Raw genomic sequence first — 23,770 nt, 5'->3', positions numbered from 1 at the left:
ACCCAGCCGCCCCAGATCGCCGCCCAGACGCTGCGGATCTCGGACACGTGGCCCGCGTGGCTCCAGACGGCGTAGCGCCGGGCGCCGACCCGCAGGCGCGACAGGGCCGGCGGCAGGTCGGAGAAGTCGGTTACCTCCACGGCCGCGAGGTAGTCCGTGGCCCCGTCGTCGTCGCCGTTGAAGACGACCCCGTAGGTCGCCTGCGGGACCTGGCCGGGAATGGCGCCGAGCCAGGGGGCGAAGCGCTGCCACTGGCCCGGAATCCCCGACATGTCGCCGTCGCGGTAGTGCTCCAGCAGGCCCGCGAACAGCAGGGGGCCGCGGTCGACGAAGCGCGGCGGGGCGAGTTCCAGGCCGATGATCTGTTCCAAGGTGAGGGGCTCCACGAGCGCGAGGTCGGTGATGCGGCCTGCCGCACGGACCTGCTCCGGGGTGGCCCCGAACTGGTCGCGGAAGGCGCGGGTGAACGCCTCGTGGGAGCCGTAGCCGGCGTCGAGCGCCACCGACAGGATGTCCGGGGCCCCGGCCGCCAGCGCGCGGGCGGCCTCGGTGAGCCGGCGCGCGCGGACGTAGCGCATCACCGACCGGCCGGTGACCTGGCCGAAGGCGCGGACCATGTGGTGGCGCGACAGGCCGGCCACCTGCGCCACGTCGTCGAGGGTGATCTCCTCGCCGAGGTGGCCTTCGACGAACCAGATGGCGCGCTGCACGGGGTCCATGGCGACTCCTACGAAACGCCGACCTTCTCGCCCGCGCCAGTCCGCGCCGCTTGATCGCGGTTGCGTTTCCGGCGAACCCTCGCGCCATGGCCCGCGCGCTTCCGCCCCCGACGCTCGACGACGCGCCGCTCGCGCCCGGCCTGTACGTGGTGGCGACGCCGATCGGGAACCTGCGGGACATCACCCTGCGCGCCCTGGACGTGCTGGCCCAGGCCGACCTGGTGCTGGCGGAGGACACGCGGGTGACGGGCAAGCTGCTGTCGGCCTTCGGGCTGTCGGCGCGGCTGGAGCGGCACGACGAGCATGCGGCCGAGCGGGCTCGGGCCAAGGCCATGGCGCAGCTCGGCGACGGCGGCCGCGTGGCCCTGGTGAGCGACGCCGGGACGCCGCTGATCTCGGACCCGGGCTACCGGCTGGTGCGGGAGGCCGCCGCGGCGGGCCACGCGGTGCATCCGATCCCCGGCGCCTCGGCCCTGCTGGCGGGGCTTTCGGCGGCGGGCCTGCCGACGGACCGCTTCCTGTTCCTGGGCTTTCCGCCGTCGCGGTCCGCCGCCCGCCGCGCCTTCCTGGAGGAGGTGGCGGGACTCCGCGCCACCCTGGTGTTCTTCGAGGGGGGTTCGCGCCTGGCCGAGTGCCTGGCGGACATGGCGGCGGTGCTGGGCGCGCGCGAGGCGGTGGTCTGCCGCGAGCTCACCAAGCTGTACGAGACCTTCTACAGGGGACCGCTGGCCGAGCTGGCCGCCGACCCGCGGCTCGACGCGCCCAAGGGCGAGATCGTGATCCTGGTGGCGCCGGGCCGCGAGGCGGAGGCCACCGCCGCCGACGCCGACGCCGCCCTGGCCGAGGCGCTCTCGCGGCTGAAGCCCGCCGACGCGGCCGCGGAGGTCGCCAAGGCCCTGGGGCTGCCCCGCCGCGAGCTCTACCGGCGGGCGCTGGACATGAAGCCCGGAGGACCGAAGCGATGAACGTGCGGGTGGCGCGCGGCGCCCAGGCGCGCCGGTCGGGCCGCCGGGCCGAGGCGTGGGCGGCGGTGTGGCTGATGGCCAAGGGCTACCGCATCCTGGGCTTCCGCCTGAAGACGCCGCAGGCCGAGATCGACCTCCTGGCCAAGCGCGGGGACGTGCTTGCCGTCGTGGAGGTGAAGAGCCGGACGAGCCTGCAGGCGGCGATCGAGACCGTGACGGCCGACCAGCGCGAGCGGCTGCGCCGCGCCGGGGCGGGGATCGCGGCGAATCGTCCTGCGCTCAGGGGGTGCGGCGTTCGGCTCGATCTGCTGGCCCTCGCGCCCGGCCGCCTTCCCCGGCATATTCCCGACGCCTGGAGAGGCGGCTGAGTCCGTCGGTGGGCCTGGGGAACATGGACCGCGAGGAAGCCGAGACCATCCTGTCGCAAGCGGGGGCCGCGCCCGACGCGGAGTTCCCGCTGCTGGAAGCCGCCATCGCCTGCGCCATCCACGAGGACCCGGTGCGCGACCCGGCCCAGGCGCGGGAGATGGCCGCCCGCGGCGTGGAGCGGCTGGGCGAGCGCCTGAAGCGCGAGAGCCCCGAGGAGGCGATCGCCGAGACCATGGCCGGCGACCTGGGCCTGTCCGGAGATCTCTTCACCCTCGAGGACCCCGACAACGCCGACGTGCTGGCGGTGGCCGGCAAGCGGCGCGGCCTGGCGGTGACCATCGGGCTCTTCTACCTGCACGCGGCGCGGCGGTGCGGGCTCTCGGTGCAGGGCGTCGACTTCCCGGGGCACTTCCTGCTGCGGATCGAGACCGACGAAGGGCCGCTGGCGCTGGACCCGTTCTCGGAAGGTCGCGTGGTGCTGCCGTCGGAACTGACCCGCCGGGCGCTCCATGCGGGGCTGACGCCGAACGTCGCCGACCGCCTGGACCGGCTGATGACGCCCGTGAGCGACCGTGCGGTCCTGCTGCGGCTGCAGAACATCTGCTTCGCCACCGCCACGAACGGCGGCGACTTCGCCCGCGCCGAACGGGCCGCCCTGCGCCGCGCCCTGCTGGATCCGCTGGACCACCGTCCCTGGCTCGACGTGGCCGCGGCGCGCGAGGGGCAGGGGGCGCTGGCGGGGGCCCTGGAGGCCCTGCAGCGCGCCACGACGCTCGACGGCGGCGCGGCCCTCGCGGCCCGCGCGCAGCGGGAGCGGGTGAGGCTGCGGCTGAACTGAGCGCCAGCCCGCGCTGCCGACAAGCGGCAGGCCGTCTTCCCCGACGGCTCCTGGGTGGCGCTCGTCCGCGCGACGGCCTATGTCGGCTGAGCCTCAACGCCGAAGGACGCCCGCATGCCGCTCAAGGTCGCCGTGCAGATGGACCCCATCGAGGGGATCAACATCGAGGGCGACACGACCTTCCTGATGATGGAGTCGGCCCAGGCGCGGGGGCATTCGCTGTTCGTGTACCTGACGGACTCGCTGGCGCTGGAGGAAGGCCGCGTCTTCGCCCGCGGACGGGACATCACCGTCGACCGCGTGAAGGGCGACCACTTCAAGGCCGGGCCGGTGCGGCGCGCCGAACTCACCGAGTTCGACGTGGTGCTGATGCGCCAGGACCCGCCCTTCGACATGCACTACATCGACGCCACCTTCTTCCTGGAGGCCGTGCATCCGCAGGTGCTGGTGCTGAACAACCCGCGCGAGGTGCGCAGCGCGCCCGAGAAGCTGTTCGTCACCCGGTTCCCCCAGCTGCAGCCGCCGACCCTGATCACCAACGACCGCGAGGCGATCCGCGCGTTCCGGGAAAAGCACGGCGACATCGTGCTGAAGCCGCTGAACGGCAAGGGCGGCTCGGGCGTCACGCGGCACCTGAAGGACGACCCCAACCTGTCGGCCCTGCTCGAGATCCACGCCGAGCTGAGCCGCGAGCCGGTCATCGTCCAGAAGTTCCTGCCGTCGGTGACCAAGGGCGACAAGCGCATCCTGCTGGTGGACGGCGAGCCGGTGGGCGCCATCAACCGCGTGCCGGCCAAGGGGCAGATCCGTTCCAACCTCGCCGTCGGCGGCGAGGCGCACCCGGTGGAGCTGTCGGCGCGGGACCGGGAGATCTGCGCCACCATCGGCCCGGAGCTCAAGGCGCGCGGGCTGATGTTCGTCGGCATCGACGTGATCGGCGAGTGGCTGACCGAGATCAACGTCACGTCGCCCACGGGCGCGGTCGCCTTGAAGCGGTTCACCGGCGTCGATGCGACGGACGTAATGTGGGCGCGCGTCGAGGCGCTACGGCGGAAGGCTTAGGCCGTCGTCGAAGAGACTCCGAGAAGTCACGGAAACGTATCAGTTTCCTCGAAGTTCCCAATTTGTTCTTGATCTGACCCTGCCGGTATGCTCGGTTGTGGATAACTTTCGCCGGTCCACGAGGGGTTGAAGATGGCCGCACGCGTGGTGACGCTGGCCTTCAGCGGCGTCGAGGCCGTGCGCGTGGACTGCGAGGTCCAGATCGTCGGGGGCGAGAGCGCGTTCATCCTGGTGGGTCTGGGCGACAAGGCCGTGGGCGAGAGCCGCGAGCGGGTGCGCGCCGCGTTCACCGGCATGGGGCTGGCGCTGCCCTACAAGCGCATCGTCGCCAATCTCGCGCCCGCCGATCTGCCGAAGGTGGGCAGCCATTACGACCTGCCGATCGCGCTGGCCCTGATGGCGGCCATGGGGATCATCCCGGCCGACGCGCTGGACGGCTGGGCGGCGGTCGGCGAGCTCTCGCTGGACGGGCGCATCGTGCCGGTGGCCGGCGCGCTGCCGGCCGCGGTCGCGGCGAGCGGCCTGGGCCTGGGCCTGATCTGCCCGGAGGCCTGCGGGCCCGAGGCGGCGTGGGCGGGGGACGCGCGGATCATCGCCGCGCCGTCGCTGATCGCCCTGGTGAACCACTTCCGCGGCACGCAGGTTCTGGCGCCGCCAAGGGCCGGCGACATGCTGGACGCCGACCGTGTCCCCGACCTGCGCGATGTGAAGGGCCAGGAGAACGCCAAGCGGGCGCTCGAGATCGCCGCGGCCGGCGGCCACAACCTGTCGTTCATCGGGCCGCCGGGGTCGGGCAAGTCGATGATGGCGGCGCGGCTGCCGGGGCTGCTGCCGCCGCTCACGCCGGCGGAACTCCTCGAGACCTCGATGGTCCATTCCATCGCCGGCCTGATCGCCAAGGGCCAGCTCAGCCGCGCGCGGCCGTTCCGCAGTCCGCATCACTCGGCCAGCATGGCGGCGCTCACGGGCGGCGGCGCGAAGGCCAAGCCCGGCGAGGTGTCGCTGGCGCACAACGGCGTCCTGTTCCTCGACGAACTGCCCGAGTTCAGCGCCCAGGCCCTGGACTCGCTGCGCCAGCCGCTGGAGACGGGCGAGGTGGTGGTGGCGCGGGCCAACGCGCACGTGCGCTATCCGGCGCGGTTCCAGCTCGTGGCGGCCATGAACCCCTGCCGGTGCGGCCACGGCGGGCCGGGGCGCGGGGCCTGCGGGCGGGCGCCGCGCTGCCAGACCGACTACCAGGGCCGGATCTCGGGACCGCTGATGGACCGGATCGACCTGCAGGTGGAGGTCCCGCCGGTGACCGCCGCCGACCTCGCGCTGCCGCCGCCGGCGGAAGGCACGGCCGAGGCCGCCGCCCGGGTCGCCGCCGCACGCTCGCAGATGGCGGACCGGGCCGGAGACCGGGGCCCGCCGCTGAACGCCCAGGCCGAGGGGGACTTCCTCGAGGCGATCTGCGACCTGGACCCGCCGGCCCGCGCCCTGCTCGCCCGCGCCGCCGAGGTCGGCGGCCTCTCCGCGCGGGGCTGGACGCGCACCCTCAGGCTGGCCCGCACCATCGCCGACCTGGAGGGCTCGGGCCCCGTGCGCCGGGTGCACGTCGCCGAGGCGCTGATCTACCGCCGTGTCGCTCCGGGCGGCGTGACGGGCGCCGCCGTCGGCGCGGTCTGAGCCGCCACGGCAGGCGCCGGCGGCTCAGAACAGCGTGCGGATGTTGAAGACGCCCCGCCAGTCGCTGCGGTCCAGCGCCGGGATCGGGTTCGTCAGCGCCTTGGTGGCCTCGAGCTGCACGATCGCCCGGGACGCCACCACGACGCGGACGCCGCCGCCCGCCGACGAGAGCCTCGCCGACTGCGTGGGAAGATCGAAGCGGCCGCGGTACCAGACCTTGCCGCTGTCGACGTAGACGTAGGCCTCCGACCCCGCCAGCGAGACGGGGGCGGGGGGCCGCCAGGCCAGCTCGGCGACGGCGCCGTAGCCGTAGTCGCCGGCGATGAACGAGGCCTCGAAGGCGCGTCCGAACTCCTCGCCCCCGAGGGCGAACTGCTCCGACGCCGGCAGCCGGTCGCCCGTGTACTGACCGGCGCCCGTCAGCCGCAGCGTGATCGGCTGGGCCAGGGTGCGGTTAAAGGTGAGCCGTCCGTTGGCCTTGGTGAAGTCGAGCCTGCTGGCCTCGGGCACGGTGGCGCGCGCGCCCAGGCCGGCGATGCCGCGGCTGACGGCGCCGCTCGCGCCGAAGAGGCTCCTGTCGGTCGAGCGCGAATAGGCCAGCGACAGGCGCAACGCCCGGGTGCGGTCGTCCGAGAACGTGAAGCCGAAGAAGGCGTTGTCGCTGTCCACCCCGTCCAGGCCCAGGCCGACGCTCAGGTCCCGGTCGAAACTGCGGATGATCGGATGGGTGACCTGCACCCCGGCCGAGTAGGCGTGTCCCAGGAGCGCGGTGTCCTTCGGCCGCGTGCGCAGGGCGATCGCATTGACCTGCAGCGTCGCGCCGTCGGCGTTCAGCGGCTGGCTGTGGCCGAGCGCATAGAACTGGAAGCGGCGCGGCCGGGTGGGCGTCGCATAGGTGAGCCGCGTCTGGTCGCCGGGCCGCAGCAGGCTGTTGAAGTACACATCGGCCTGCACCTGGGTGCGGCCCAGGAAGGCCGTGCCCCGGTTGTTCACGGCCAGGCCGAACTGCACGGGACGATGGTCGAGCGTGGCGGCGACGCGCACGGCGCCCGGCTGGCCGCCGTTCTGCAGCTGGACGTCGGAGGTGAGGCCCGGGATGTCCCGGACGAGCGAGATGCTGCGCTGGAGCGTGCTGCGCTTCAGGGGGCGCTGGCCCTCCAGGCGGCGCAGGTACGACTGGGCCAGGCCTCGGGCCCGCCCCGGCTCACCGTGGATCGTCACGGCCTCGACGTACCCCTCGACCGCGGTGAGTTCGAGCCGACCGCCCTCGAAGGTCTGGTCGGGGACGAGGATCGTGTAGAGCGCGATGTCGCTGCCGCCGTAGACGCCGGCGACCGCGTCGGCGATCTGCTGCAGCTCGGCGACCCCGACGGTCCGGCCGATGAACGGGCGGTAGCCGGCCTCGAGCTGCGCCGGCGGAAGGCTGGACCCTGCGACGGCGACCGACCGCAGCAGGAACGGCTGGACCTGCGGGGTGGCCGCGGCGGCGGGCGGCGCCGGGGGCGTCCCGCCGCGCGGGGCGCGGGGCGGCGCGGTCTGGTCCGGGCGGTTCGGCGGGACCACCCGCGACGGGGCGGTCTGGGCCAGGGCCAGTCCAGGCGCACAGATGAGCGCGAGCGCAATGAGGAGCTTGGCGGCCATGGCGGTCCTTGTCGCGGGAGTACCGTCAGCCGCCGGGCGGCGTGAGCCGGCCCACGACGGCGCGCAGCGTCTGGCTGCCGGGGACGCCCGCGGACATAGCCGGCGCAGGGGTCTGCCCCCCGGCCGGCGGCTGCATCCGCATGACCGCGCCGGCGGCGTTGGTCACCACCGTCCCGACGATCGCATTGGGGTTGGCCGCGCCGCTGACCCGCGGGCCGGCGATGACCCCGGGCGCGCCGCCGCGCCCCAGGGCGCCGCCCGCCAGCGTCACCAGCGGGGCCCCCGCCGCCGAGACGGCCGGCGCGGTCAGCCCGACCGCGGCCTGCGCCGCGCCGAGCTGCGCCGTTACGCCCACGGGGCCCAGGGGCGTCGTCGCTGCGGCGCCGACGCCGGCCCGCCCCGCGGGGAGGTCGGCGCGGGCGGTCAGGGTGGAGCCGAGGGTCGAACCGGCCGCAACGCCCACGGCGGCGGAACCCGGTCCGGCGGCCGCGCCCAGGCCCCCGCCCGCCGGCGCACGGCCGGTCAGCCCGGCGACGGCTCCGCCCAGCCCCGGACCGGGGACAGAGGCGACCGGCCGACCGCCGACATCCGCCGGGAACGGCAGCAGCACATTGCCCGAGGACGCCAGGACCGTGGAGGCGCCCGGGCCCATGGCGCCGTCCTCCGACGCCGGGTCCTCCTGGGCCCGTTCGCCGGCGGCGGCGGCGCCCGCAATGAAGACGCCTTGGCCGCTCGCGCAGCCGGTGACGGCCAGGGCGGCGGCGGTCAGCCGAAGGATCCGCAGCCCCCCGTCCACGCCAACTCGAACACGCGTCATCGGGGTCTCCGGCAAATCCACAGGCGTCAACCAGCCAGGGGCGCCGTTGTTCCGCGACCTCGCCGCGGCGCCGGGAGGGGTCAGGAGCCCGGGCGCTCCGCGCGCGGCGCGGTCCACGCGCCATAGGCGATCGCGATCAGCACGAGGTAGGCGAAGATCAGCCCGGCGGTCAGGTAGGCCCACCCGCTGACGCGCGGGTCCACGATCCTGCCGAAGTGGACCAGTACGACGAGGAGGTGGAAGGCGGTGGCGAACAGCGGCCAGTAGCGGCGGCTGCGCAGGGCGATCCAGAGCAGAAGGCTCAGCAGCGCGACGTCGGCCGCGAGCACGCCCCATTGGGTCTCGTCGCTGGTGGTCCCGCCGTTGGCGCGGACGAGGAGGATCGTCAGCGCCCAGTTGGCGAGCTGGCCGCCCGCGGCCAGACGTTCATCATCGCCGCCCCGCCAGACGGCGAGCGCGCAGACGGTCAGGAGCGCTGTCGGCCAGACCCAATGCGGCAACTGATACAAATACGGCCCCCGGAGGTCTCCGAGGGCCGCAATCTGTCAGAGGCCAGGCCTCCTTGAAACCGTCAGGATGCGATGCGGAGGTTCCGCATGCGCGTCCGCTCGAGCTCGACGCCGGTCGGCGGCGGCTTGTCCGTGCCCGGGTCGCCCGAGAGCTTCACGGCGCCGAGGCCGATCTGGCCCTGGACGACGCTGAGCTCCTTGTGGGTCTCGACGATGGCGCGGCGGGCTTCAGCGAGGGCCACGATGGCCTGGCTGGCCCGCTCGACGGCGTCCTGGCCGATCAGCGCCGAGGCGCCGGCGGCCTTGCGCAGCGCCGGCATCACACCGGTGAGCGCGGCAGTCTTGCTGAGGGCCGCGTCGATGGCGGTCTCAGCGTCGAAGAGTGCGGTGGCGACCTCTTGGGCGGCCAGGCGGCGTTCCTTAAGCATGACGTCTCTCCATGCGCGGCGTACAGACGACGCGCCTTGATGGTCTCAGGTCAGGGTTTCTCGGCCGTTCAGGCCTTTAGTAAATTCGCCGCCAGATCGTTGAGGGCGTGGAGCCCCGCCAGCATGCCCCCGAAGGCGAGGACCGTGACGACGGCGATTACGAGGATCGCCGCGATCCGCGCGGTCGGGCTCAGGTCATTTCTGCGGGTCCAGGCTCCGACTCGCCCTTGAAGTTCTCGTCCAGGAGAACCCAGGTGAGGCAGAGGATCTCCCGCAGCACCATCTCGGGCGGCTTGAACGGGGCCAGCTTCCGCGTGGCGGAAACCAGGTGCCGCGCCATGTCCGCCTGAGCCGGCGTCGCCGAGAGATCGACGAGCTGCCGCTCGAGCTGCGTCCAGGAGAAGCCCGGGAGGAGTTCCTCCCTCTTCGCCAAGGCCGGCCAACGCGCTTCGAAGTCGTCGATCTCCCGGCGAAGGCGGAGCGCCCTGCCAATCACCGCTCTGTTCTCGAAACTCGGCCACTCGCCCATTGGATGCCTCCTCCGTTGCGAGGTCATCCGGCCAGCTTGCATTAACCGTGTCTGTCCTGATCGCGTCGTGTCCTGATCCGATCAGGACAGAACCGTCGCCCTGCTGGCGCAGCAGCCGGGCCGCCTGGAAGCGGTCGTCCACGCCGAGCTTGCGGCGCGCGCGGTCACAATAGGTGTCGACCGACGTCTTCGACATCCCAAGTTCACGCGCGATCTGCTTGGAGCTGAGATGCTGGTCGACCAGTCGAAGGCAGTCCCGCTCCCGCTGCGTCAATAGCTCGACCGGGTTCATGGACGCTCCCCTCAGCGCACGCCATCCATAATCGTAGTAAACGACGGCTTTTGCGCCGCGTCTACTTTGCCGCGAGGTCTAGGGCCGTTCGCGCGGCGCCGCGTCGCGTCGTTTCGCCGCTTGACGGGCCGTTAAGCGGTTTGCGGCTACTTCGGCGCCCCATGCGCAGACCCGTACGTTCCCTCTCAGAGCGCCGGCCGGCGCGCGCCCAGATCAGCGCCGAACAACTCGCGTCGCTGAGCCACGAATTCCGGACGCCGCTCAACGGCGTGCTGGGCATGGCGCGCCTCCTGGAAGGCACCCGGCTCACCGCCGAACAGCAGACCTATGTCGCCGCGCTGCGCGACAGCGGCCAGCACCTGCTGACGCTGGTCAACGACGTGCTGGACTTCGCCAAGCTGGGCGCCGGCCGCGTCGAGCTGCACCCGGCCGAGACCGACCTGGAATCGCTGCTGCAGAGCGTCGCCGAACTGCTCTCGCCGCGCGCCCGCGAGAAGGACCTCGAGATCGCCTGGGCCGCTCCGGCCGCGCCGGCGACGATCCATGCGGACGAGAGCCGGCTCCGCCAGATCCTGCTCAACTTCGCCGGCAACGCCGTCAAGTTCACCGAGGCGGGGGGCGTCCTCATCACCGCCGAGTCGTCGGCGCCCGGCGTGGTGCGCTTCACCGTCGCCGACACCGGCCCCGGCGTGTCGGAGTCCGACCGCGACCGGATCTTCGAAGCCTTCGCCCAGGCGGACAACGCGCACGCCGACCTCGGCGGCTCGGGCCTTGGGCTCGCCATCGCGCGGCGGATCGCGCGCGCCATGGGCGGCGAGGTGGGTGTCGAAGCCGCCGCCGGCGGCGGCGCGGCCTTCTGGTTCGAGGCGGCCTTCCCGACGCCACGCGCGGCCGCACGTACGCACGGCCCGCTCGCCGGCCGAAGGGTCGCCGTGGCGTCGCCCAGCGGGATCGTCCGTGAAGCCGCGCGCCGGCAGATCGAGGCCAGCGGCGGCGAGGCGATCGTCGCCGACGCCCTGCCGGCCGCCATCGCGCGCACGCGCCCCGGCGACGTGATCCTGGTGGATGCGAGCCTGGCGTCGCCCAGCGGCGCGCTGAGGCCGCCGCTGCAGCGCAAGGGCATCGTGCTCCTCGCGCCCGACGAGCGCGACCGCATCACCCGCTACCGCCGCTCCGGCTTCGCGGGCTACCTCATCAAGCCGCTGCGCCGCGCCTCGCTGGCCGAGCGCGTGCTGATCGCGGCGGGCGCGACGCCGCTGGCGGCGCCCGAGCCCGAGGACGAGCGGATCGTGACGGCCGCCGCCCCCGGCGCGCGCGTGCTGCTGGTGGAGGACAACCCCATCAACGCGCTCCTGGCCCGCACGCTGCTGACCCGGGAGGGCTGCCACGTGGAGCACGTGGTCAGCGGCCCCGAGGCGCTGAAGGCCGCGGATGTGGAGGTCTACGACCTGATCCTCATGGACATGCGCATGCCGGTGCTTTCGGGCGAGGAGACCGCTCGTCGGCTGCGCGAGGCGGGCATCGACACCCCCATCGTGGCGCTGACCGCCAACGCCTTCGAGGACGACCGCCGGGCGTGCCTGGCGGCGGGCATGAACGACTTCCTGGTCAAGCCGCTGTCGCCCGACGCGCTGCGCGGGGCGCTCACGCGCTGGGCCGTCCGCGCCAACTGGACGAAGCCTGCCAAGCGCTTCAAGGTCGGCTGACTGGAGCGCATCCCGCCGAGGATGAGGCGCCCGCAGGCGATCAGGTTGCGCTCCAGGTAGAGGACGACGAGCCCGTTCTCCCGGGCCGGCCTGGACCAAACCAGCCGGGACGGGCACTAGGGAGGCGGGGCGCCCTTCGATCCGGAGTCGCGATGAGCGCAGATGCGGCGGAACCCAGGCGGGGCGCGTTGAGCGCGCTGGCCGTCTTCGTGGAGCGCCGGGCGCTGGTGATGCTGGCGCTGGGCTTCGCCTCGGGCCTGCCCAACCTGCTCATCTTCGACACCCTGTCGCTGTGGCTGCGCGAGGCCGGCCTGTCGCTGCAGGTGATCTCGATCTTCGCCCTGGCGACGCTGTCCTATTCCCTGAAGTTCCTGTGGGCGCCGCTGATCGACCGCACCCGCGTACCGGGCCTGACCCGGCTGCTGGGGCACCGGCGCAGCTGGATGATCGTGCTGCAGGTTCTGCTGATGATCGGCCTGTGGATGATCTCGGGCGTCGACCCGGCGCGCGACCTGGGCCTCATGGCCGCGTTCGCGGCGCTGGTGGCGTTCGTCTCCGCGACCCAGGACATCGTTATCGACGCCTGGCGGATCGAGGCGGCCGAGGTCGAGAAGCAGGGCGCCATGGCCGCCGCGTACCAGTGGGGCTACCGCATCGCCATGATCGTGGCGGGCGCCGCGCCGCTGCTGATCGCCGAAACCTACGGCTGGAGCACGTCGTACGCCGTGATGGCCGGCCTGATGCTGGCGGGCGTCCTGGGCGTGCTGGGGGCGCCGCGGGAGACGGCGCACGCGATCCGCCCGATCCATGCCGAGGGCGTGCCGAGCCGCCCGGCGCTCGAGCTGCCGGAATGGATCGCACGCCTCGCCGTCTTCGCCCTGGGGGCCCTGTTCCTGGGGTCGGGCCTCGCCGCCGACGCCTCGCTGCTGGCCGCCGGCCTGAACGGGATCGGCCTGCCCGACGCGGCCGGCGCCGTGACCGCCGCCTGGGCGATGAAGCCGCAGGGCGTCTACGTCCAGCTGCTGGCGGTGGCCGCGGGCCTGGCGGTGATCGTCCTGGCCGTCTGCCCGATCCCGCGCGTGAGGACGCGGCCCGGCGTCTACCTGTTCGCCGCCCTGGGCGATCCGCTGCGCGACTTCCTGGCGCGCTACCGGGGCGTGGCCGCGCTCATCCTGGCGCTGATCTGCCTCTACCGGCTGTCGGATTTCGTCCTCAACATCATGAACCCGTTCTACGCCGACCTCGGCTTCTCCAAGACCGAGATCGCCGAGGCGCGGAAGGTGTTCGGCGTGGTGATGACCGTCATCGGGGTGGGGCTGGGCGGCTTCCTGGTGGCGCGGCTCGGGATGATGCGCGCGCTGGTGATCGGCGCGTTCGCCGGCCCGATCAGCAACCTCGCCTTCGCCTGGCTGGCGCTGCAGGGGCCGGAGCTGTGGGCCCTCTTCGTGGCCATCGGCATCGACAACATCGCCGGCGGCGTCTCGGGCACCTGCCTGATCGCCTACATGTCGAGCCTGACGTCCGCGGGGTTCACGGCCACGCAGTACGCGCTCTTCTCCTCGCTCTACGCCCTGCCGGGCAAGCTGATCGCCTCGCAGTCGGGACGGATCGTGGAGTCCTCGGCGGCGGCGGCCGACGCGGGGGGGCCGATGGCCGGGCTGAAGGCCCTCTTCGCCGGCATGCCGCCCGACGCCTTCGCCGGGGCCATGGCGAAGTCCCAGGTGACGCCGGGCGCGCTCGGGGCCGGCTACCTGGTCTTCTTCCTCTACTCCTCGCTGATCGGCGTGGTGGCCGTCTTCCTGGCGTTCGCGGTGGCCCGCCGCACCCCAGAGAGCCAGCCGGCGCCGGAAAGCTAGTTCTCCAGGCAGACCACCTGCGCCACCTGCAGCTCGCGGCGCAGGTCATCGGCCACGTAGAAGTAGTTCTGCGGCGTGATCACCTCGCTGGCGGCGCTGGCGTCGGCGCGGCGCCCGGCGGTGGTGAGCGTGGCGCTGACGATCTCGGGCGCGGTGGTGTAGATGCGCCCGCGCCGCGGGCTCTCGGCGATCGTGACCCCCAGCACGCGGCCCTGCGCATCCAGCGCCGGCGCGCCGGAGAGGCCGCCCAGGGTGCCGTTCAGGCCCTCGGTCCGCCCCGTCTCGGCCCAGACCAGCACCGGCTCGGTGCGCGCGCCGTGCCCGCGGACGACCAGGTTCTCCCGGCCCAGCAGGCGCGACGAGGCCTCGCCCGGCTCGCCCTGGGGGAAGCCGGGATGGAAGGCGCGCTGGCCGCGGCGCAGGGGCTCGGACAGCGCCAGCGGCAGGGGCGCCGCGCCGCCCTCGGTGTAGAGCAGCGCCGCCTCGCCCTTGGGATCGATGCGCACCGTGACGGCGACGCCCGTGCCCGGCCCCACCACCAGGGCCACGCGGCGGCAGCCGTCGACCACGTGGCGCGCGGTCAGCCACACGCCCGAGCGGGCGATGGAGAAGGCGGTGCCCGCCGCGGGGCCGGGCCGGTCGGGCACGTCCACCACGATCGCCGGGTCGAAGGGGGAGGCGGGTCCCAGGGCCTCGCCCAGCGGATCGGCGCTCTTGGGCGGCGGCGGCGGCGCGTCGGTGCGCTCGTTGCGGCCCAGCGCAGCCGCCAGCACCACCACGATGATCGCGGCGTAGACCACCCAGTCCGGCAGCCGCGGGAACTTCATGCTACGAGCGCGCGGCCGCCAGGATGATGGCCGTGGCGAGCTTCGCGCCGACGAGCAGGGCCGCCGCCGACACCTCGCCGTCCTGGATCCGACGCGGCAGCCCGCGCAGGATCAGGTCCACCAGCCGGAAGATCAGCAGCTGGACGACCACGGTCACCGCCCCCCACAGGCCGATCTCGATCACGTTAGTCGAGGCCTTCAGCGAGGCCGACAGGGGGATCGCCAGGCCCAGGAGGACGCCGCCCAGCGACAGCGCCGCCGCCGTGTTGCCCTCGCGGATCAGGGTGATCTCCTTGTGCGGCGTCAGCAGCACATAGGCCGCGGCGGCCGCGACCAGGATCGCCATCGTCACCGAGACGTGGAGCAGGAAGACCGGGAAGCCGGCCGCGAAGGCCTGGATCTCGGGCGAAGGTGTGGGCATGCGCACGTCCCTGATTTGCCGGGCGCACCGTTAGCACGGCGGCAGAGCTTTGCAGAACGCGGCCCGCGGCCGCCGCGGCCACGCGTCTCACCGCCGGCGCGTTTCCCCCGGAGAGGAGAACGTGGACCATGCAGCAGCAGATATCCGTCATCACCCTGGGCGTCGTCGATCTCGCGCGCGCCAGGCGCTTCTATGCCGACGGCTTCGGCTGGACCCCGGTGTTCGAGAGCGACGAGATCGTCTTCTTCCAGATGAACGGCCTCATGCTGGGCCTGTGGCTGCAGCCGGGCCTCGAGGCGGACATGCAGCGCAGCGGTCTCAGCCGGCCGGGCGCCTACGCGCTGGCCCACAACGTCGGCGCGCAGGCCGAGGTGCAGCCGCTGGTCGACCGCCTCGCCGGGGCGGGCGGGACGGTCCTGCGCCAGGCCGACGCCCCGCCGCACGGCGGCTTCCGGGGCTATGTGGCCGACCCGGACGACCATGCCTGGGAGATCGCCTGGAACCCGGCGTGGCCGATCGACGCCGAGGGACGCGTGACGTTCGGGGTGTAGGGGGAGCCTAGGCGGGGTCTGCGTTCGCCGCGGCCTTGCGGCGGGCGCTGGCGCGCAGCTTCTCGCTCTCGCTCTTGAGCTGGCCGCACGCGGCGAGGATGTCGCGGCCGCGCGGCGTGCGGATGGGGGAGGCGTAGCCCGCGCGGTTCAGGATCGCGGCGAAGGCCTCGATCGTGGACCAGGAAGAGCACTCATACTCGGTCCCCGGCCAGGGGTTGAACGGGATCAGGTTGATCTTGGCCGGGATCCCGGCCAGCAGCTTCACCAGCGCCTTGGCGTCGGCCGGGCTGTCGTTGACGCCCTTCAGCATCACGTACTCGAACGTCACCCGCTTGGCGTTGGAGAGGCCCGGGTAGGCGCGGATCGCGGCCATGAGCTCGGCGATCGGGTACTTCCTGTTGAGCGGCACCAGCTTCTCGCGCAGCGCGTCGTTGGTGGCGTGCAGGCTGATCGCCAGCATGGCCTGCGTCTTCTCGCCCAGTTCGCCCAGTTGCGGGACGACGCCCGATGTCGAGACGGTGATCCGCCGGCGCGAGATCGCGATGCCTTCGTGGTCGGCGATGATGTCGATGGCCTGGGCCACGCTGTCGAGATTGTAGAGCGGCTCGCCCATGCCCATGAACACGATGTTCGAGAGCCGGCGGTCCTCCTTGGGGCTCGGCCATTCGCCCAGGTCGTCCCGGGCCACCTGCACCTGGGCCACGATCTCGGCGGCGGTGAGGTTGCGGACCAGGGGCTGGGTGCCGGTGTGGCAGAAGGTGCAGTTGAGCGTGCAGCCCACCTGGCTGGAGACGCACAGCGCGCCGGCGCGGCCGACGTCGGGGATGTAGACGGTCTCGACCTCGACGCCCGGGGCCATGCGGATCAGCCACTTGCGGGTGCCGTCCTTGGACACCTGCCGCTCGACCACCTCGGGCCGCGCCAGCGTGAAGGCCTCGGCGAGGCGGGCGCGCTGCTCCTTGGCGATGTCGGTCATCCGCTCGAAGTCGGTGACGCCGTAGTGGTGGATCCAGCGCCAGACCTGGCTCGCGCGCATCTTCGCCTTCTCGGCCGGCACGCCGCCCGCGTCGACGAGCGCAGCGGCGAGTTCCCGGCGGGACAGCCCCGTCAGGTTCGGCGCCTTCGGCGCGAGCGGCGCCGCGGCCGCGCGGCTGAGGTCGAGGGTCACGCCCAAGGGTCGGTCCTTCCGGAGAGGCGGCGAATATAGGGGAGCGCGCTTCGGTCACCAAATCCCTGACGTTGCGGACGGCTTCAAACATCCGTTCGGCCCGGCTAGGGTCGCGCCACACATTCGGGAGAACGTCCATGAAAGCGCTGCTCAGCAAGGCCGTCGGCGGGCCGGAGACCCTGGTGCTGGAGGACGTGCCCTCGCCCGTGGCCAAGCCCGGCCAGGCGGTGGTCGAGGTGAAGGCCGTGGGCGTGAACTTCCCCGACGTGCTGATCATCGAGGACAAGTACCAGTTCAAGCCCGAGCGCCCATTCGCGCCGGGCGGCGAGATCTCGGGGATCGTGAAGTCTGTGGGCGAGGGCGTCACGCACGTGAAGCCGGGCGACCGCGTGCTGGGCAACACGGGCTGGGGCGGCATGGCCGAGGAACTGGCGCTCGAGGCGCACCGCCTGGTGAAGATCCCGGACTCGATGCCCTTCGACGACGCGGCCGCCTTCATCATGACCTATGGCACGAGCTGGCACGCGCTGAAGGACCGCGCCGACCTGCAGCCCGGCCAGTCGCTGCTGGTGCTGGGCGCCGCGGGCGGCGTCGGCCTGGCGGCCGTCGAGCTGGGCAAGGCCATGGGCGCGCGGGTGATCGCCGCGGCCTCCAGCCAGGAGAAGGTGGACCTCTGCCTGTCGCGCGGCGCGGCCTCGGGCGTGGTCTATCCCAAGGGCCCGTTCGACCGCGACGGCCAGAAGGCGCTGGCGGCCCTGTTCAAGGACGCCTGCGGCCCGGACGGCGCCGACGTGATCTACGACGCCATCGGCGACGCCTACGCCGAGCCGGCGCTGCGTTCGATCGCCTGGGAGGGCAAGTACCTGGTGGTGGGCTTCGCCGCCGGCGAGATCCCGAAGATCCCGCTGAACCTGGCCCTGCTGAAGGGCTGCCAGATCGTGGGCGTCTTCTGGGGCTCGTGGGTGAGCCGCAATCCGAAGCGGCACCAGGAGAGCGTCGCCGAGCTGATGCAGATGTACGTCGACGGCAAGATCAAGCCGCACGTCTCCGAGCGCTTCCCGCTGTCGCGCGCCTCTGAGGCCATCGCCCACCTCGCCAGCCGCAAGGCCATGGGCAAGGTGGTGGTGACCGTCTAGCTAGGGCTTTTCCCAGTCCACCTGCGGCCAGTCGGGGAAGACCTGCCCCTTCTGGCCGCTGGCGCGGAACGCGCCGTCCATCCGCGTCGACCAGATCGGGAGCCGCACCCCGCCCGGGACCGTCTCCAGCGGACCCAGCACCACGCCGGCGGCGGCATCGCCCACGCCGAACGCGTAGGGTTCGCCGGCCTCGTTCAGGCGGTACCACATCAGCTGCGTCCCATCGGACCGGACCAGTTCCAGCCGGCCCCCTTCCCCGAGCCGCGGCCGCACGCCGGGATCGGCTACGGCCAGGCGGCGGACGTTCCGGTAGGGATGGGCCTCCCACCAGTCGAGGTCGCCCTTCACCTGCGCGGGCGTCATGGGACCCAGCGGCGACACCTCGCTGACCCGCCAGCCGCGGTCGCCCACCACGGCCCGGACGCGCCGCATGCCCCAGGCGCTGCGGCCCTCGAAGCGCATGCGCGGCGCGTCCAGGGCGATCGCCAGCACGTTGTCGTAGGCGCCCGGAAGCTGCGGCTCGAAGTGGACGGCGGCGATCCGCAGGCCCCGCGCCGCGCGCCAAGCGGCCGCGCCGCCCATGGCCTCCACCAGCCTGGCCGCCAGCGCCTCGCCGGTCGGGGCCGGCTGGGCGGCCGCCGGGCCCGCCCCGGCCGCCGCGAGCATCCCGCCGATGATGGTCCGCCGGTCCGGCATGTGCGCACACCCTCTGATCCCGTGGCGCCGACGCTGGCCGGGGCGCGGCCGCAGGCCAAGGCCCTTCGCGGCGGACGGCGGGGAAACTTGCGGCCAGCGGCGCGCGCCCTTACCGATGGTCGCCGATGATCAGGCGCGCGGACACGATGCGGGGGCAGGTCGGGGACCGGCGCGTGGCCGTGGTCTTGGCCGCCGTGATCGCGCTGGCCGGCGCGGCCGGCGCGGCGTGCGCGAAACCCGCACGGGTGGAAGCCTCCGGGCCTGCGGCCTCCGCGCCGCCGCCCCCGACGGCGCTGCCCATGAAGCCCGAGCGCCTGTCCCGGCGGGTGAACGTGGCCCCGCCGCCCGCGGCAAGGACCGATCCGCATACGGCGCCCAAGCCGGCCCGCGTCGCGCGCGACAACCCGCCCGCGACAGCCGACGCCGCGCCTGCGCGCGCGAACCCCTGACCCGCCGCGGGCATGGCCGGCGCGGCTCCGAGACCCAGCAGTTCGAACCTCCAGGGCGCGCTCTGGATGCTGCTGTCGGCGCTGACGTTCTCGGCGATGACGACGCTCATCAAGTTCCTGGGCGACGACTACCCGGCGGCCCTGCAGACCTTCTACCGCCAGGCGGCCGGCATGGTCGTTCTGCTGCCGTTGATCATCCGCCACCGCAGCGCGGCGTTCGCCACCACGCGGCCCGGCATCATGATCTTCCGCTCCCTGACCGGCACGGTGGGGATGATCCTCAGCTTCTACGCCTTCCAGGAGATGCCGCTGGCCGACGCCAACGCGCTGTCGTTCACCCGCACGCTGTGGCTCGTGCCTCTGGCCGCCATCGTGGTGAAGGAGTCCGTGGGGGCCTTGCGGATCGGCGCGGCGGTGGTGGGCTTCGCGGGCGTTCTCCTGATGGTCCGGCCCGGCGCCGGCGGCGAGTTCGCCGTGGGGCTCCCGGCGCTGGCCATGCTGGCGGCGTCGCTGCTGTTCGCCTTCACGGTCACGGGCATGAAGGTGCTCACCCGGGACCACTCCACGACGGTGATCCTGGTCTGGTCGGCGGTGCTCGGGCTGGTGCTGGCGATCCCGGGCGCGGTGCTGACCTGGCGCTGGCCCGAGCCGATGGATCTGGCCCTGCTGTGCGCCATGGGCGCGATCGCGACCGCCAACCAGGCCTGCTACATCAAGGGGATGCAGCTCGGCGACGCCGCCGCGATGGCGCCGATCGACTACACCCGCCTCGTCTTCGCCGCCGCCATCGGCTTCCTGATGTTCAACGAGATCCCGACCGTGTGGACGCTCGCCGGCGCCGCGGTCGTGGTCGCCTCGACCCTCTTCATCACCCTGCGCGAACAACAGCTGGCCCGCTCGGCGCGGCTGAGCGCCGAGCCCGAGGGCGAGCGCTAGAGCCTCACCCGTTCAGACGGAACCGTCTGAACGGGAAAATGAGGCTCTAGATCAATAGCTTGAGCGCGTTCGGATCCGAAAACCGGTTCCCACTTTTCGGAACGCGCTCTAGTCGCCCCGCAGCCGCTCGATGTCCCGCGCCGCGGCGTCCTTGTGCTTCGGCTTCAGGTTGCGGCCGATCACGGCCATCAGCGCGGCGAACACGGCGGCGTCGTCGGTGTAGCCCAGTCCGGCGATCAGGTCGGGGATCGCGTCGACCGGCAGGACGAAGTAGGCGAGCGCCGCCAGCATCATCCCCTTGGCCGCGATGGGCGTGTCGTCGTCCTTGGCGCAGTACCAGACGCTGAGCGCGTCGCGGGCGAACGGAATGTGCGCGGCCACCCGGGCGATCTTGGGCCAGAAGCCCTTCGCCACGCGCTGCTCGTTCACGCGCATGACGCTGGGGACCAGGGCCCGGTCCTTCGAAATCACCTGGCTGGCGTCGAAGGTGACGTCGGGTGAGACTTTTTCGCCGCGGCTCATGGGGGTAAGGCTTCGCCGGTTTTACTCACGCCATCATATGGGAGCGGGCGTTCCATGGAACTCAATTCATCCGTCGCGGCGGTCATCACCGGCGGCGCGTCGGGCCTCGGCGAGGCGACCGCGCGTCGCCTGGCGGCCAAGGGCGTGAAGGTCGCCATCTTCGACATGAACGAGCAGAAGGGCGAAGCGGTCGCCAAGGAGATCGGCGGCGTCTTCTGCAAGTGCAACGTGACGTCCGAGGAGGAGGTGGACGCCGCCTTCGCCAAGGCGCGCGAGGCCCACGGCCAGGAGCGGATCCTGGTGAACTGCGCCGGCACCGGCAACGCCATCAAGACCGCCAGCCGCGACAAGGCCACGGGCGAGACCAAGCACTTCCCGCTGGATGCCTTCAACTGGATCATCCAGATCAACCTGGTCGGCACCTTCCGCTGCATCGCCAAGTCGGCGAAGGGCATGCTGGACCTGGAGCCTCTGGAAGGCGGCGAGCGCGGCGCCATCGTCAACACCGCCAGCGTGGCGGCCGAGGACGGCCAGATGGGCCAGGCGGCCTATTCGGCGTCGAAGGGCGGCGTGGTCGGCATGACCCTGCCCATCGCCCGGGACCTGGCCGGCGACGGCATCCGGGTGAACACCATCCTGCCCGGCATCTTCAACACGCCGCTGATGAACGCGGCGCCGCCGCAGGTGAAGGAGGCTCTGGCCGCCTCGGTGCCGTTCCCGAAGCGGCTCGGCAACGCCGAGGACTACGCCTCGCTGGCGCTGGAGATGATCACCAACAGCTACTTCAACGGCGAGGACGTGCGTCTCGACGGCGCCATCCGCATGGCGCCCCGCTAAGCGCCACGTCTGACGCGACGATGGAGCCTCCGCGCGAGCGGAGGCTCTTTTTGTCTGGGGCCCCTCAGATCTCCACCATGTCGAAATCCGACTTCGGCGTGCCGCACAGGGGGCAGATCCAGCTGTCGGGCAGATCGGACCAGCGCGTGCCCGGCGCCAGGCCCTCGGCCGGGTCGCCCGCCTCTTCGTCGTAGAGGTAGCCGCAGGTGCGGCACTGCCAGGTCTTGTAAGGCGCGTCGCTCATGGCGCCATCAGAACCGCGCCGCCCGGCGCGCCCGCATTGATCCCTGTCATTTCCGGCGCCGCGCGCGCCATGCTGGGCTTCCGACGACGCCCGCTCACGAGGACCCCGCCATGATCCCGCAGGAGATCGCCCGCACCATCATCGACCCCAAGGCCTATTCGGCCTGGACGCCGATCGACGAGGCCTTCGCCACCCTGCGCCGCGAGGCGCCCCTGGACGTGGCGCATCCCGAGGGCTTCGACCCCTTCTGGGTGGTCACCCGCCAGGACGACATCCGCGAGGTCGAGCTCAAGAACGACCTGTTCCACAACGGCGACCGCTCGACCGTGCTCACCACCATCGAGGCCGACCGCAAGGTGCGCGCGATGATGGGCGGCTCGCCGCACCTGGTCCGTTCGCTGGTGCAGATGGACAACCCCGACCACGGCGCCTACCGCCGCCTCACCCAGTCGTTCTTCGCCCCGCAGAGCCTGCGGGGGCTGGAGGCGCGGATCCGCGAGATCGCCCGCGGCTTCGTCGACCGGATGGCGGCCCACGGCGAGCGCTGCGACTTCGCCAAGGACGTGGCCTTCCTCTACCCCCTGCACGTGGTGATGGAGGTGCTGGGGGTGCCCGAGTGCGACGAGCCGCGGATGCTCAAGCTCACCCAGGAGCTGTTCGGCAGCTCTGACCCCGAGCTGAACCGCACCGGCGCGCGGACCGACGACACCGACCAGGCGCTGGCGGCCCTGCAGGGGACGGTGGCCGACTTCATCACCTACTTCAACGAGATGACCGAGGACCGGCGGCGCAAGCCGCGGGAGGACCTGGCCAGCGTCATCGCCAACGGGCAGATCGAGGGCCAGCCGCTCGGCCACCTCGAGGCGATGAGCTACTACATCATCGCCGCCACCGCGGGCCACGACACCACCTCCAGCACCACCGCCGGCGCGCTGTGGGCGCTGGCCGAGAACCCGGCGCAGTTCCGGGCCGTGAAGGCCGACCCCGGCCTGATCCGCGGGCTGATCGAAGAATCGATCCGCTGGGAGACCCCGGTGAAGCACTTCATGCGCACCGCCACCGCCGACGCCGAGCTCGGCGGCCGGAAGATCGCCGCCGGCGATTGGCTGATGTTGAGCTATCCGTCCGGCAACCGCGACGAGGCCGTCTTCGAACGGCCCTTCGAGTTCGACGTGACCCGCACGCCGAACAAGCACGTGGCCTTCGGCTACGGCGCCCACGTCTGCCTGGGCCAGCACCTGGCCCGCATGGAGATGCGCATCCTCTGGGAGGAACTGTTCGCCCGGCTGGAGTCGGTGGAGCTGGACGGGCAGCCCCGCCGGATGGAGGCCAGCTTCGTGTGCGGCCCGAAGGCCGTGCCGATCCGCTTCAGGATGCATTAGGAGCCCCCGTCCCCGACGGTGGTGCCCAGGAGAGGACTCGAACCTCCACGGCTATTAACCACTGGTACCTGAAACCAGCGCGTCTACCAATTCCGCCACCTGGGCCCGGTCCGTCGGATCGGGAGGCGGCTACATATGGCAAGGCCCCGGCGGGGTCAACGGCCTCCATTGCGAGGGCGCGCCGCATCGTCTAATCCCGCGCCCATGCAGAACCTCGTCACCGTGTTCGGCGGCTCCGGCTTCGTGGGCTCCCAGGCTGTCCGGTATCTGGCCAAGGCCGGCTGGCGCGTGCGGGTGGCCGTGCGCAATCCGAACCTCGCCTACAAGATGCGCCTGCTGGGCGACGTGGGGCAGGTGGACGTGGTCCAGGCCAATGTGCGGGACAAGCCCTCGCTGGAGCGTGCGCTGGACGGCGCGGCCGCGGCGGTGAACCTGGTGGCGGTGCTCTACGAAACCGGCCGCCAGGGCTTCCAGGCGCTGCACGTCATGGGGGCGAAGAACGTGGCCGAGGCGGCCCGCGCCCAGGGCGTGGAGCGCTTCGTCCAGGTCTCGGCGATCGGGGCGGATCCCGCGGTGGGTTCGAAGTACGCGCGCACCAAGGGCGAGGGCGAGGCGGCCGTGCGGGCCATCTATCCCGACGCGACCATCGTGCGGCCGTCCATCGTGTTCGGCCAGGGCGACGGCTTCTTCAACCGCTTCGCGACCATGGCCCAGTTCTCGCCGGCTCTGCCCCTGATCGGTGGCGGGCGCACGCGCTTCCAGCCGGTCTTCGTGGGCGACGTGGGCCAGGCTCTGGCGCGGATCGTGGGCGACGCCGCGACGGCGGGCCAGACCTACGAGCTGGCCGGTCCTGCCGCCTACAGCTTCCGCGAGCTCATGGAGATGATGCTGGCCGAGACGGGCCAGCGGCGGCTGCTGGTCCCGACGCCGTGGCCGGTGGCGCGGGCCCTGGGCGCGGTCGGGGACTTCGCCTCGTTCCTCATCCCGCCGCCGGTCACCGCCGACCAGGTGGAAAGCCTGCGCGTCGACAACGTGGCGAGCGGGCGCTTCCCCGGCCTGGCGGAGCTTGGCGTCACGCCCACCACGCTGGAGGCGGTGCTGCCGACCTACCTCTACACCTACCGCCGGGGGGGCCAGTACGCCGACCAGGAGGCGCGGGCGCTCGCCGGCTCCTGAACCCTGCAGCACCGGTCTGCAGGATC

General features: G+C 72.5%; 26 protein-coding genes, 1 tRNA gene and 1 pseudogene. 14 read left to right on the top strand and 14 right to left on the bottom strand.

Going from position 1 to position 23,770, the window contains the following annotated elements; translation table 11 throughout:
* Nucleotides 1-719: helix-turn-helix domain-containing protein (locus JNK30_RS01890; RefSeq protein ID WP_293479620.1), on the bottom strand; the 719-nt coding region annotated here is incomplete at its 3' end.
* An 86-nt stretch (nucleotides 720-805) separates the two neighbouring features.
* Here JNK30_RS01890 and rsmI point away from each other — a divergent pair.
* The 5 genes from rsmI (at nucleotide 806) to JNK30_RS01865 (ending at nucleotide 5,621) form a co-directional block, all read left to right on the top strand.
* A complete protein-coding gene (gene rsmI, locus JNK30_RS01885) occupies nucleotides 806-1,684 on the top strand; it encodes a 16S rRNA (cytidine(1402)-2'-O)-methyltransferase (RefSeq protein ID WP_293479619.1) in 879 nt (292 codons plus the stop codon).
* Complete coding sequence (locus tag JNK30_RS01880; protein ID WP_293479618.1) at nucleotides 1,681-2,052, top strand: YraN family protein; 372 nt, start codon at nucleotides 1,681-1,683, stop codon at nucleotides 2,050-2,052. Before rsmI ends, JNK30_RS01880 begins: the two co-directional genes overlap by 4 nt.
* Before the next feature lie 23 nt (nucleotides 2,053-2,075).
* Complete coding sequence (locus JNK30_RS01875) at nucleotides 2,076-2,891, top strand: transglutaminase family protein (protein ID WP_293479622.1); 816 nt, start codon at nucleotides 2,076-2,078, stop codon at nucleotides 2,889-2,891.
* A gap of 114 nt (nucleotides 2,892-3,005) precedes the next feature.
* Nucleotides 3,006-3,953: a glutathione synthase gene (gene gshB, locus JNK30_RS01870; protein WP_293479617.1), complete on the top strand. Its 948-nt coding sequence runs from the start codon at nucleotides 3,006-3,008 to the stop codon at nucleotides 3,951-3,953.
* Between the two features lie 132 nt (nucleotides 3,954-4,085).
* A complete protein-coding gene (locus JNK30_RS01865; protein ID WP_293479616.1) occupies nucleotides 4,086-5,621 on the top strand; it encodes a YifB family Mg chelatase-like AAA ATPase in 1,536 nt (511 codons plus the stop codon).
* A gap of 24 nt (nucleotides 5,622-5,645) precedes the next feature.
* On the opposite strand, the gene JNK30_RS01860 is transcribed toward JNK30_RS01865, so the two are convergent.
* The 6 genes and pseudogenes from JNK30_RS01860 to JNK30_RS22960 form a co-directional block, all read right to left on the bottom strand.
* Complete coding sequence (locus JNK30_RS01860) at nucleotides 5,646-7,262, bottom strand: ShlB/FhaC/HecB family hemolysin secretion/activation protein (protein WP_293479615.1); 1,617 nt, start codon at nucleotides 7,260-7,262, stop codon at nucleotides 5,646-5,648.
* A 25-nt stretch (nucleotides 7,263-7,287) separates the two neighbouring features.
* Nucleotides 7,288-8,079: a hypothetical protein gene (locus JNK30_RS01855; RefSeq protein ID WP_293479614.1), complete on the bottom strand. Its 792-nt coding sequence runs from the start codon at nucleotides 8,077-8,079 to the stop codon at nucleotides 7,288-7,290.
* A gap of 80 nt (nucleotides 8,080-8,159) precedes the next feature.
* Nucleotides 8,160-8,579 (bottom strand): hypothetical protein, encoded by a 420-nt coding sequence (locus JNK30_RS01850; RefSeq protein WP_293479613.1) that lies wholly within the window; start codon nucleotides 8,577-8,579, stop codon nucleotides 8,160-8,162.
* A gap of 71 nt (nucleotides 8,580-8,650) precedes the next feature.
* Entirely contained in the window at nucleotides 8,651-9,016 is a 366-nt protein-coding gene (locus tag JNK30_RS01845; protein WP_293479612.1) for a hypothetical protein, read from the bottom strand.
* Nucleotides 9,017-9,206: 190 nt separating this feature from the next.
* Entirely contained in the window at nucleotides 9,207-9,449 is a 243-nt protein-coding gene (locus JNK30_RS01840) for a hypothetical protein (protein ID WP_293479611.1), read from the bottom strand.
* Nucleotides 9,450-9,669: 220 nt separating this feature from the next.
* Nucleotides 9,670-9,837: pseudogene (locus JNK30_RS22960) on the bottom strand (response regulator transcription factor); the annotation flags it as partial.
* 161 nt (nucleotides 9,838-9,998) lie between these two features.
* Here JNK30_RS22960 and JNK30_RS01835 point away from each other — a divergent pair.
* Nucleotides 9,999-11,543, top strand: coding sequence for a response regulator (locus JNK30_RS01835; RefSeq protein ID WP_293479610.1), 1,545 nt, complete (start codon nucleotides 9,999-10,001; stop codon nucleotides 11,541-11,543).
* 188 nt (nucleotides 11,544-11,731) lie between these two features.
* Complete coding sequence (locus JNK30_RS01830) at nucleotides 11,732-13,399, top strand: MFS transporter (protein ID WP_367118723.1); 1,668 nt, start codon at nucleotides 11,732-11,734, stop codon at nucleotides 13,397-13,399.
* Here JNK30_RS01830 and JNK30_RS01825 read toward each other — a convergent pair.
* A complete protein-coding gene (locus JNK30_RS01825) occupies nucleotides 13,396-14,226 on the bottom strand; it encodes a serine protease (RefSeq protein ID WP_293479608.1) in 831 nt (276 codons plus the stop codon). The two genes, JNK30_RS01830 and JNK30_RS01825, sit on opposite strands and share 4 nt — an antisense overlap.
* 1 nt (nucleotide 14,227) lies before the next feature.
* Nucleotides 14,228-14,647, bottom strand: coding sequence for a DUF350 domain-containing protein (locus tag JNK30_RS01820; RefSeq protein ID WP_293479607.1), 420 nt, complete (start codon nucleotides 14,645-14,647; stop codon nucleotides 14,228-14,230).
* Nucleotides 14,648-14,775: 128 nt separating this feature from the next.
* Between JNK30_RS01820 and JNK30_RS01815 the strand changes: the two genes are divergently transcribed.
* Nucleotides 14,776-15,198 (top strand): VOC family protein, encoded by a 423-nt coding sequence (locus tag JNK30_RS01815; RefSeq protein ID WP_293479606.1) that lies wholly within the window; start codon nucleotides 14,776-14,778, stop codon nucleotides 15,196-15,198.
* A 7-nt stretch (nucleotides 15,199-15,205) separates the two neighbouring features.
* Here the strand turns inward: JNK30_RS01815 and rlmN are convergent, their stop codons facing one another.
* The gene (gene rlmN, locus JNK30_RS01810; protein WP_293479605.1) at nucleotides 15,206-16,372 is read right to left on the bottom strand and encodes a 23S rRNA (adenine(2503)-C(2))-methyltransferase RlmN; all 1,167 of its coding nucleotides are present in this window, start codon (nucleotides 16,370-16,372) and stop codon (nucleotides 15,206-15,208) included.
* A gap of 131 nt (nucleotides 16,373-16,503) precedes the next feature.
* Between rlmN and JNK30_RS01805 the strand changes: the two genes are divergently transcribed.
* On the top strand, nucleotides 16,504-17,502 hold the full coding sequence (locus JNK30_RS01805; protein ID WP_293479604.1) for an NADPH:quinone oxidoreductase family protein: 999 nt from the start codon (nucleotides 16,504-16,506) through the stop codon (nucleotides 17,500-17,502).
* Here JNK30_RS01805 and JNK30_RS01800 read toward each other — a convergent pair whose 3' ends face one another.
* Nucleotides 17,503-18,198 carry a hypothetical protein gene (locus JNK30_RS01800; RefSeq protein WP_293479603.1) on the bottom strand — a complete coding sequence of 232 codons (696 nt, stop codon included), beginning with the start codon at nucleotides 18,196-18,198 and terminating at the stop codon, nucleotides 17,503-17,505.
* A gap of 125 nt (nucleotides 18,199-18,323) precedes the next feature.
* On the opposite strand from JNK30_RS01800, the gene JNK30_RS01795 reads away from it, so the two are divergent.
* Both JNK30_RS01795 and JNK30_RS01790 read left to right on the top strand, forming a co-directional pair.
* On the top strand, nucleotides 18,324-18,647 hold the full coding sequence (locus tag JNK30_RS01795) for a hypothetical protein (protein WP_293479602.1): 324 nt from the start codon (nucleotides 18,324-18,326) through the stop codon (nucleotides 18,645-18,647).
* Between the two features lie 12 nt (nucleotides 18,648-18,659).
* Nucleotides 18,660-19,583 (top strand): DMT family transporter, encoded by a 924-nt coding sequence (locus tag JNK30_RS01790; RefSeq protein WP_367118722.1) that lies wholly within the window; start codon nucleotides 18,660-18,662, stop codon nucleotides 19,581-19,583.
* A gap of 108 nt (nucleotides 19,584-19,691) precedes the next feature.
* Here JNK30_RS01790 and JNK30_RS01785 read toward each other — a convergent pair whose 3' ends face one another.
* A complete protein-coding gene (locus JNK30_RS01785) occupies nucleotides 19,692-20,105 on the bottom strand; it encodes a YkvA family protein (protein WP_293479600.1) in 414 nt (137 codons plus the stop codon).
* Nucleotides 20,106-20,159: 54 nt separating this feature from the next.
* Here JNK30_RS01785 and JNK30_RS01780 point away from each other — a divergent pair, with 54 nt between their 5' ends.
* A complete protein-coding gene (locus tag JNK30_RS01780) occupies nucleotides 20,160-20,942 on the top strand; it encodes an SDR family NAD(P)-dependent oxidoreductase (protein WP_293479599.1) in 783 nt (260 codons plus the stop codon).
* A 64-nt stretch (nucleotides 20,943-21,006) separates the two neighbouring features.
* Here JNK30_RS01780 and JNK30_RS01775 read toward each other — a convergent pair whose 3' ends face one another.
* The gene (locus JNK30_RS01775) at nucleotides 21,007-21,186 is read right to left on the bottom strand and encodes a rubredoxin (protein ID WP_293479598.1); all 180 of its coding nucleotides are present in this window, start codon (nucleotides 21,184-21,186) and stop codon (nucleotides 21,007-21,009) included.
* Nucleotides 21,187-21,296: 110 nt separating this feature from the next.
* Between JNK30_RS01775 and JNK30_RS01770 the strand changes: the two genes are divergently transcribed.
* On the top strand, nucleotides 21,297-22,568 hold the full coding sequence (locus JNK30_RS01770; RefSeq protein WP_293479597.1) for a cytochrome P450: 1,272 nt from the start codon (nucleotides 21,297-21,299) through the stop codon (nucleotides 22,566-22,568).
* 19 nt (nucleotides 22,569-22,587) lie between these two features.
* Here the strand turns inward: JNK30_RS01770 and JNK30_RS01765 are convergent.
* A tRNA-Leu gene (locus JNK30_RS01765) sits at nucleotides 22,588-22,673 on the bottom strand.
* Between the two features lie 99 nt (nucleotides 22,674-22,772).
* Between JNK30_RS01765 and JNK30_RS01760 the strand changes: the two genes are divergently transcribed.
* Nucleotides 22,773-23,744 (top strand): complex I NDUFA9 subunit family protein, encoded by a 972-nt coding sequence (locus JNK30_RS01760; protein ID WP_293479596.1) that lies wholly within the window; start codon nucleotides 22,773-22,775, stop codon nucleotides 23,742-23,744.
* Nucleotides 23,745-23,770 lie beyond the last annotated feature (26 nt).

It is taken from the genome of Phenylobacterium sp., assembly GCF_016793225.1.
Lineage (GTDB): Bacteria > Pseudomonadota > Alphaproteobacteria > Caulobacterales > Caulobacteraceae > Phenylobacterium.
Note: the sequence above shows the minus strand (reverse complement) of the source record. Positions and strands in the feature narration are given on the sequence as shown.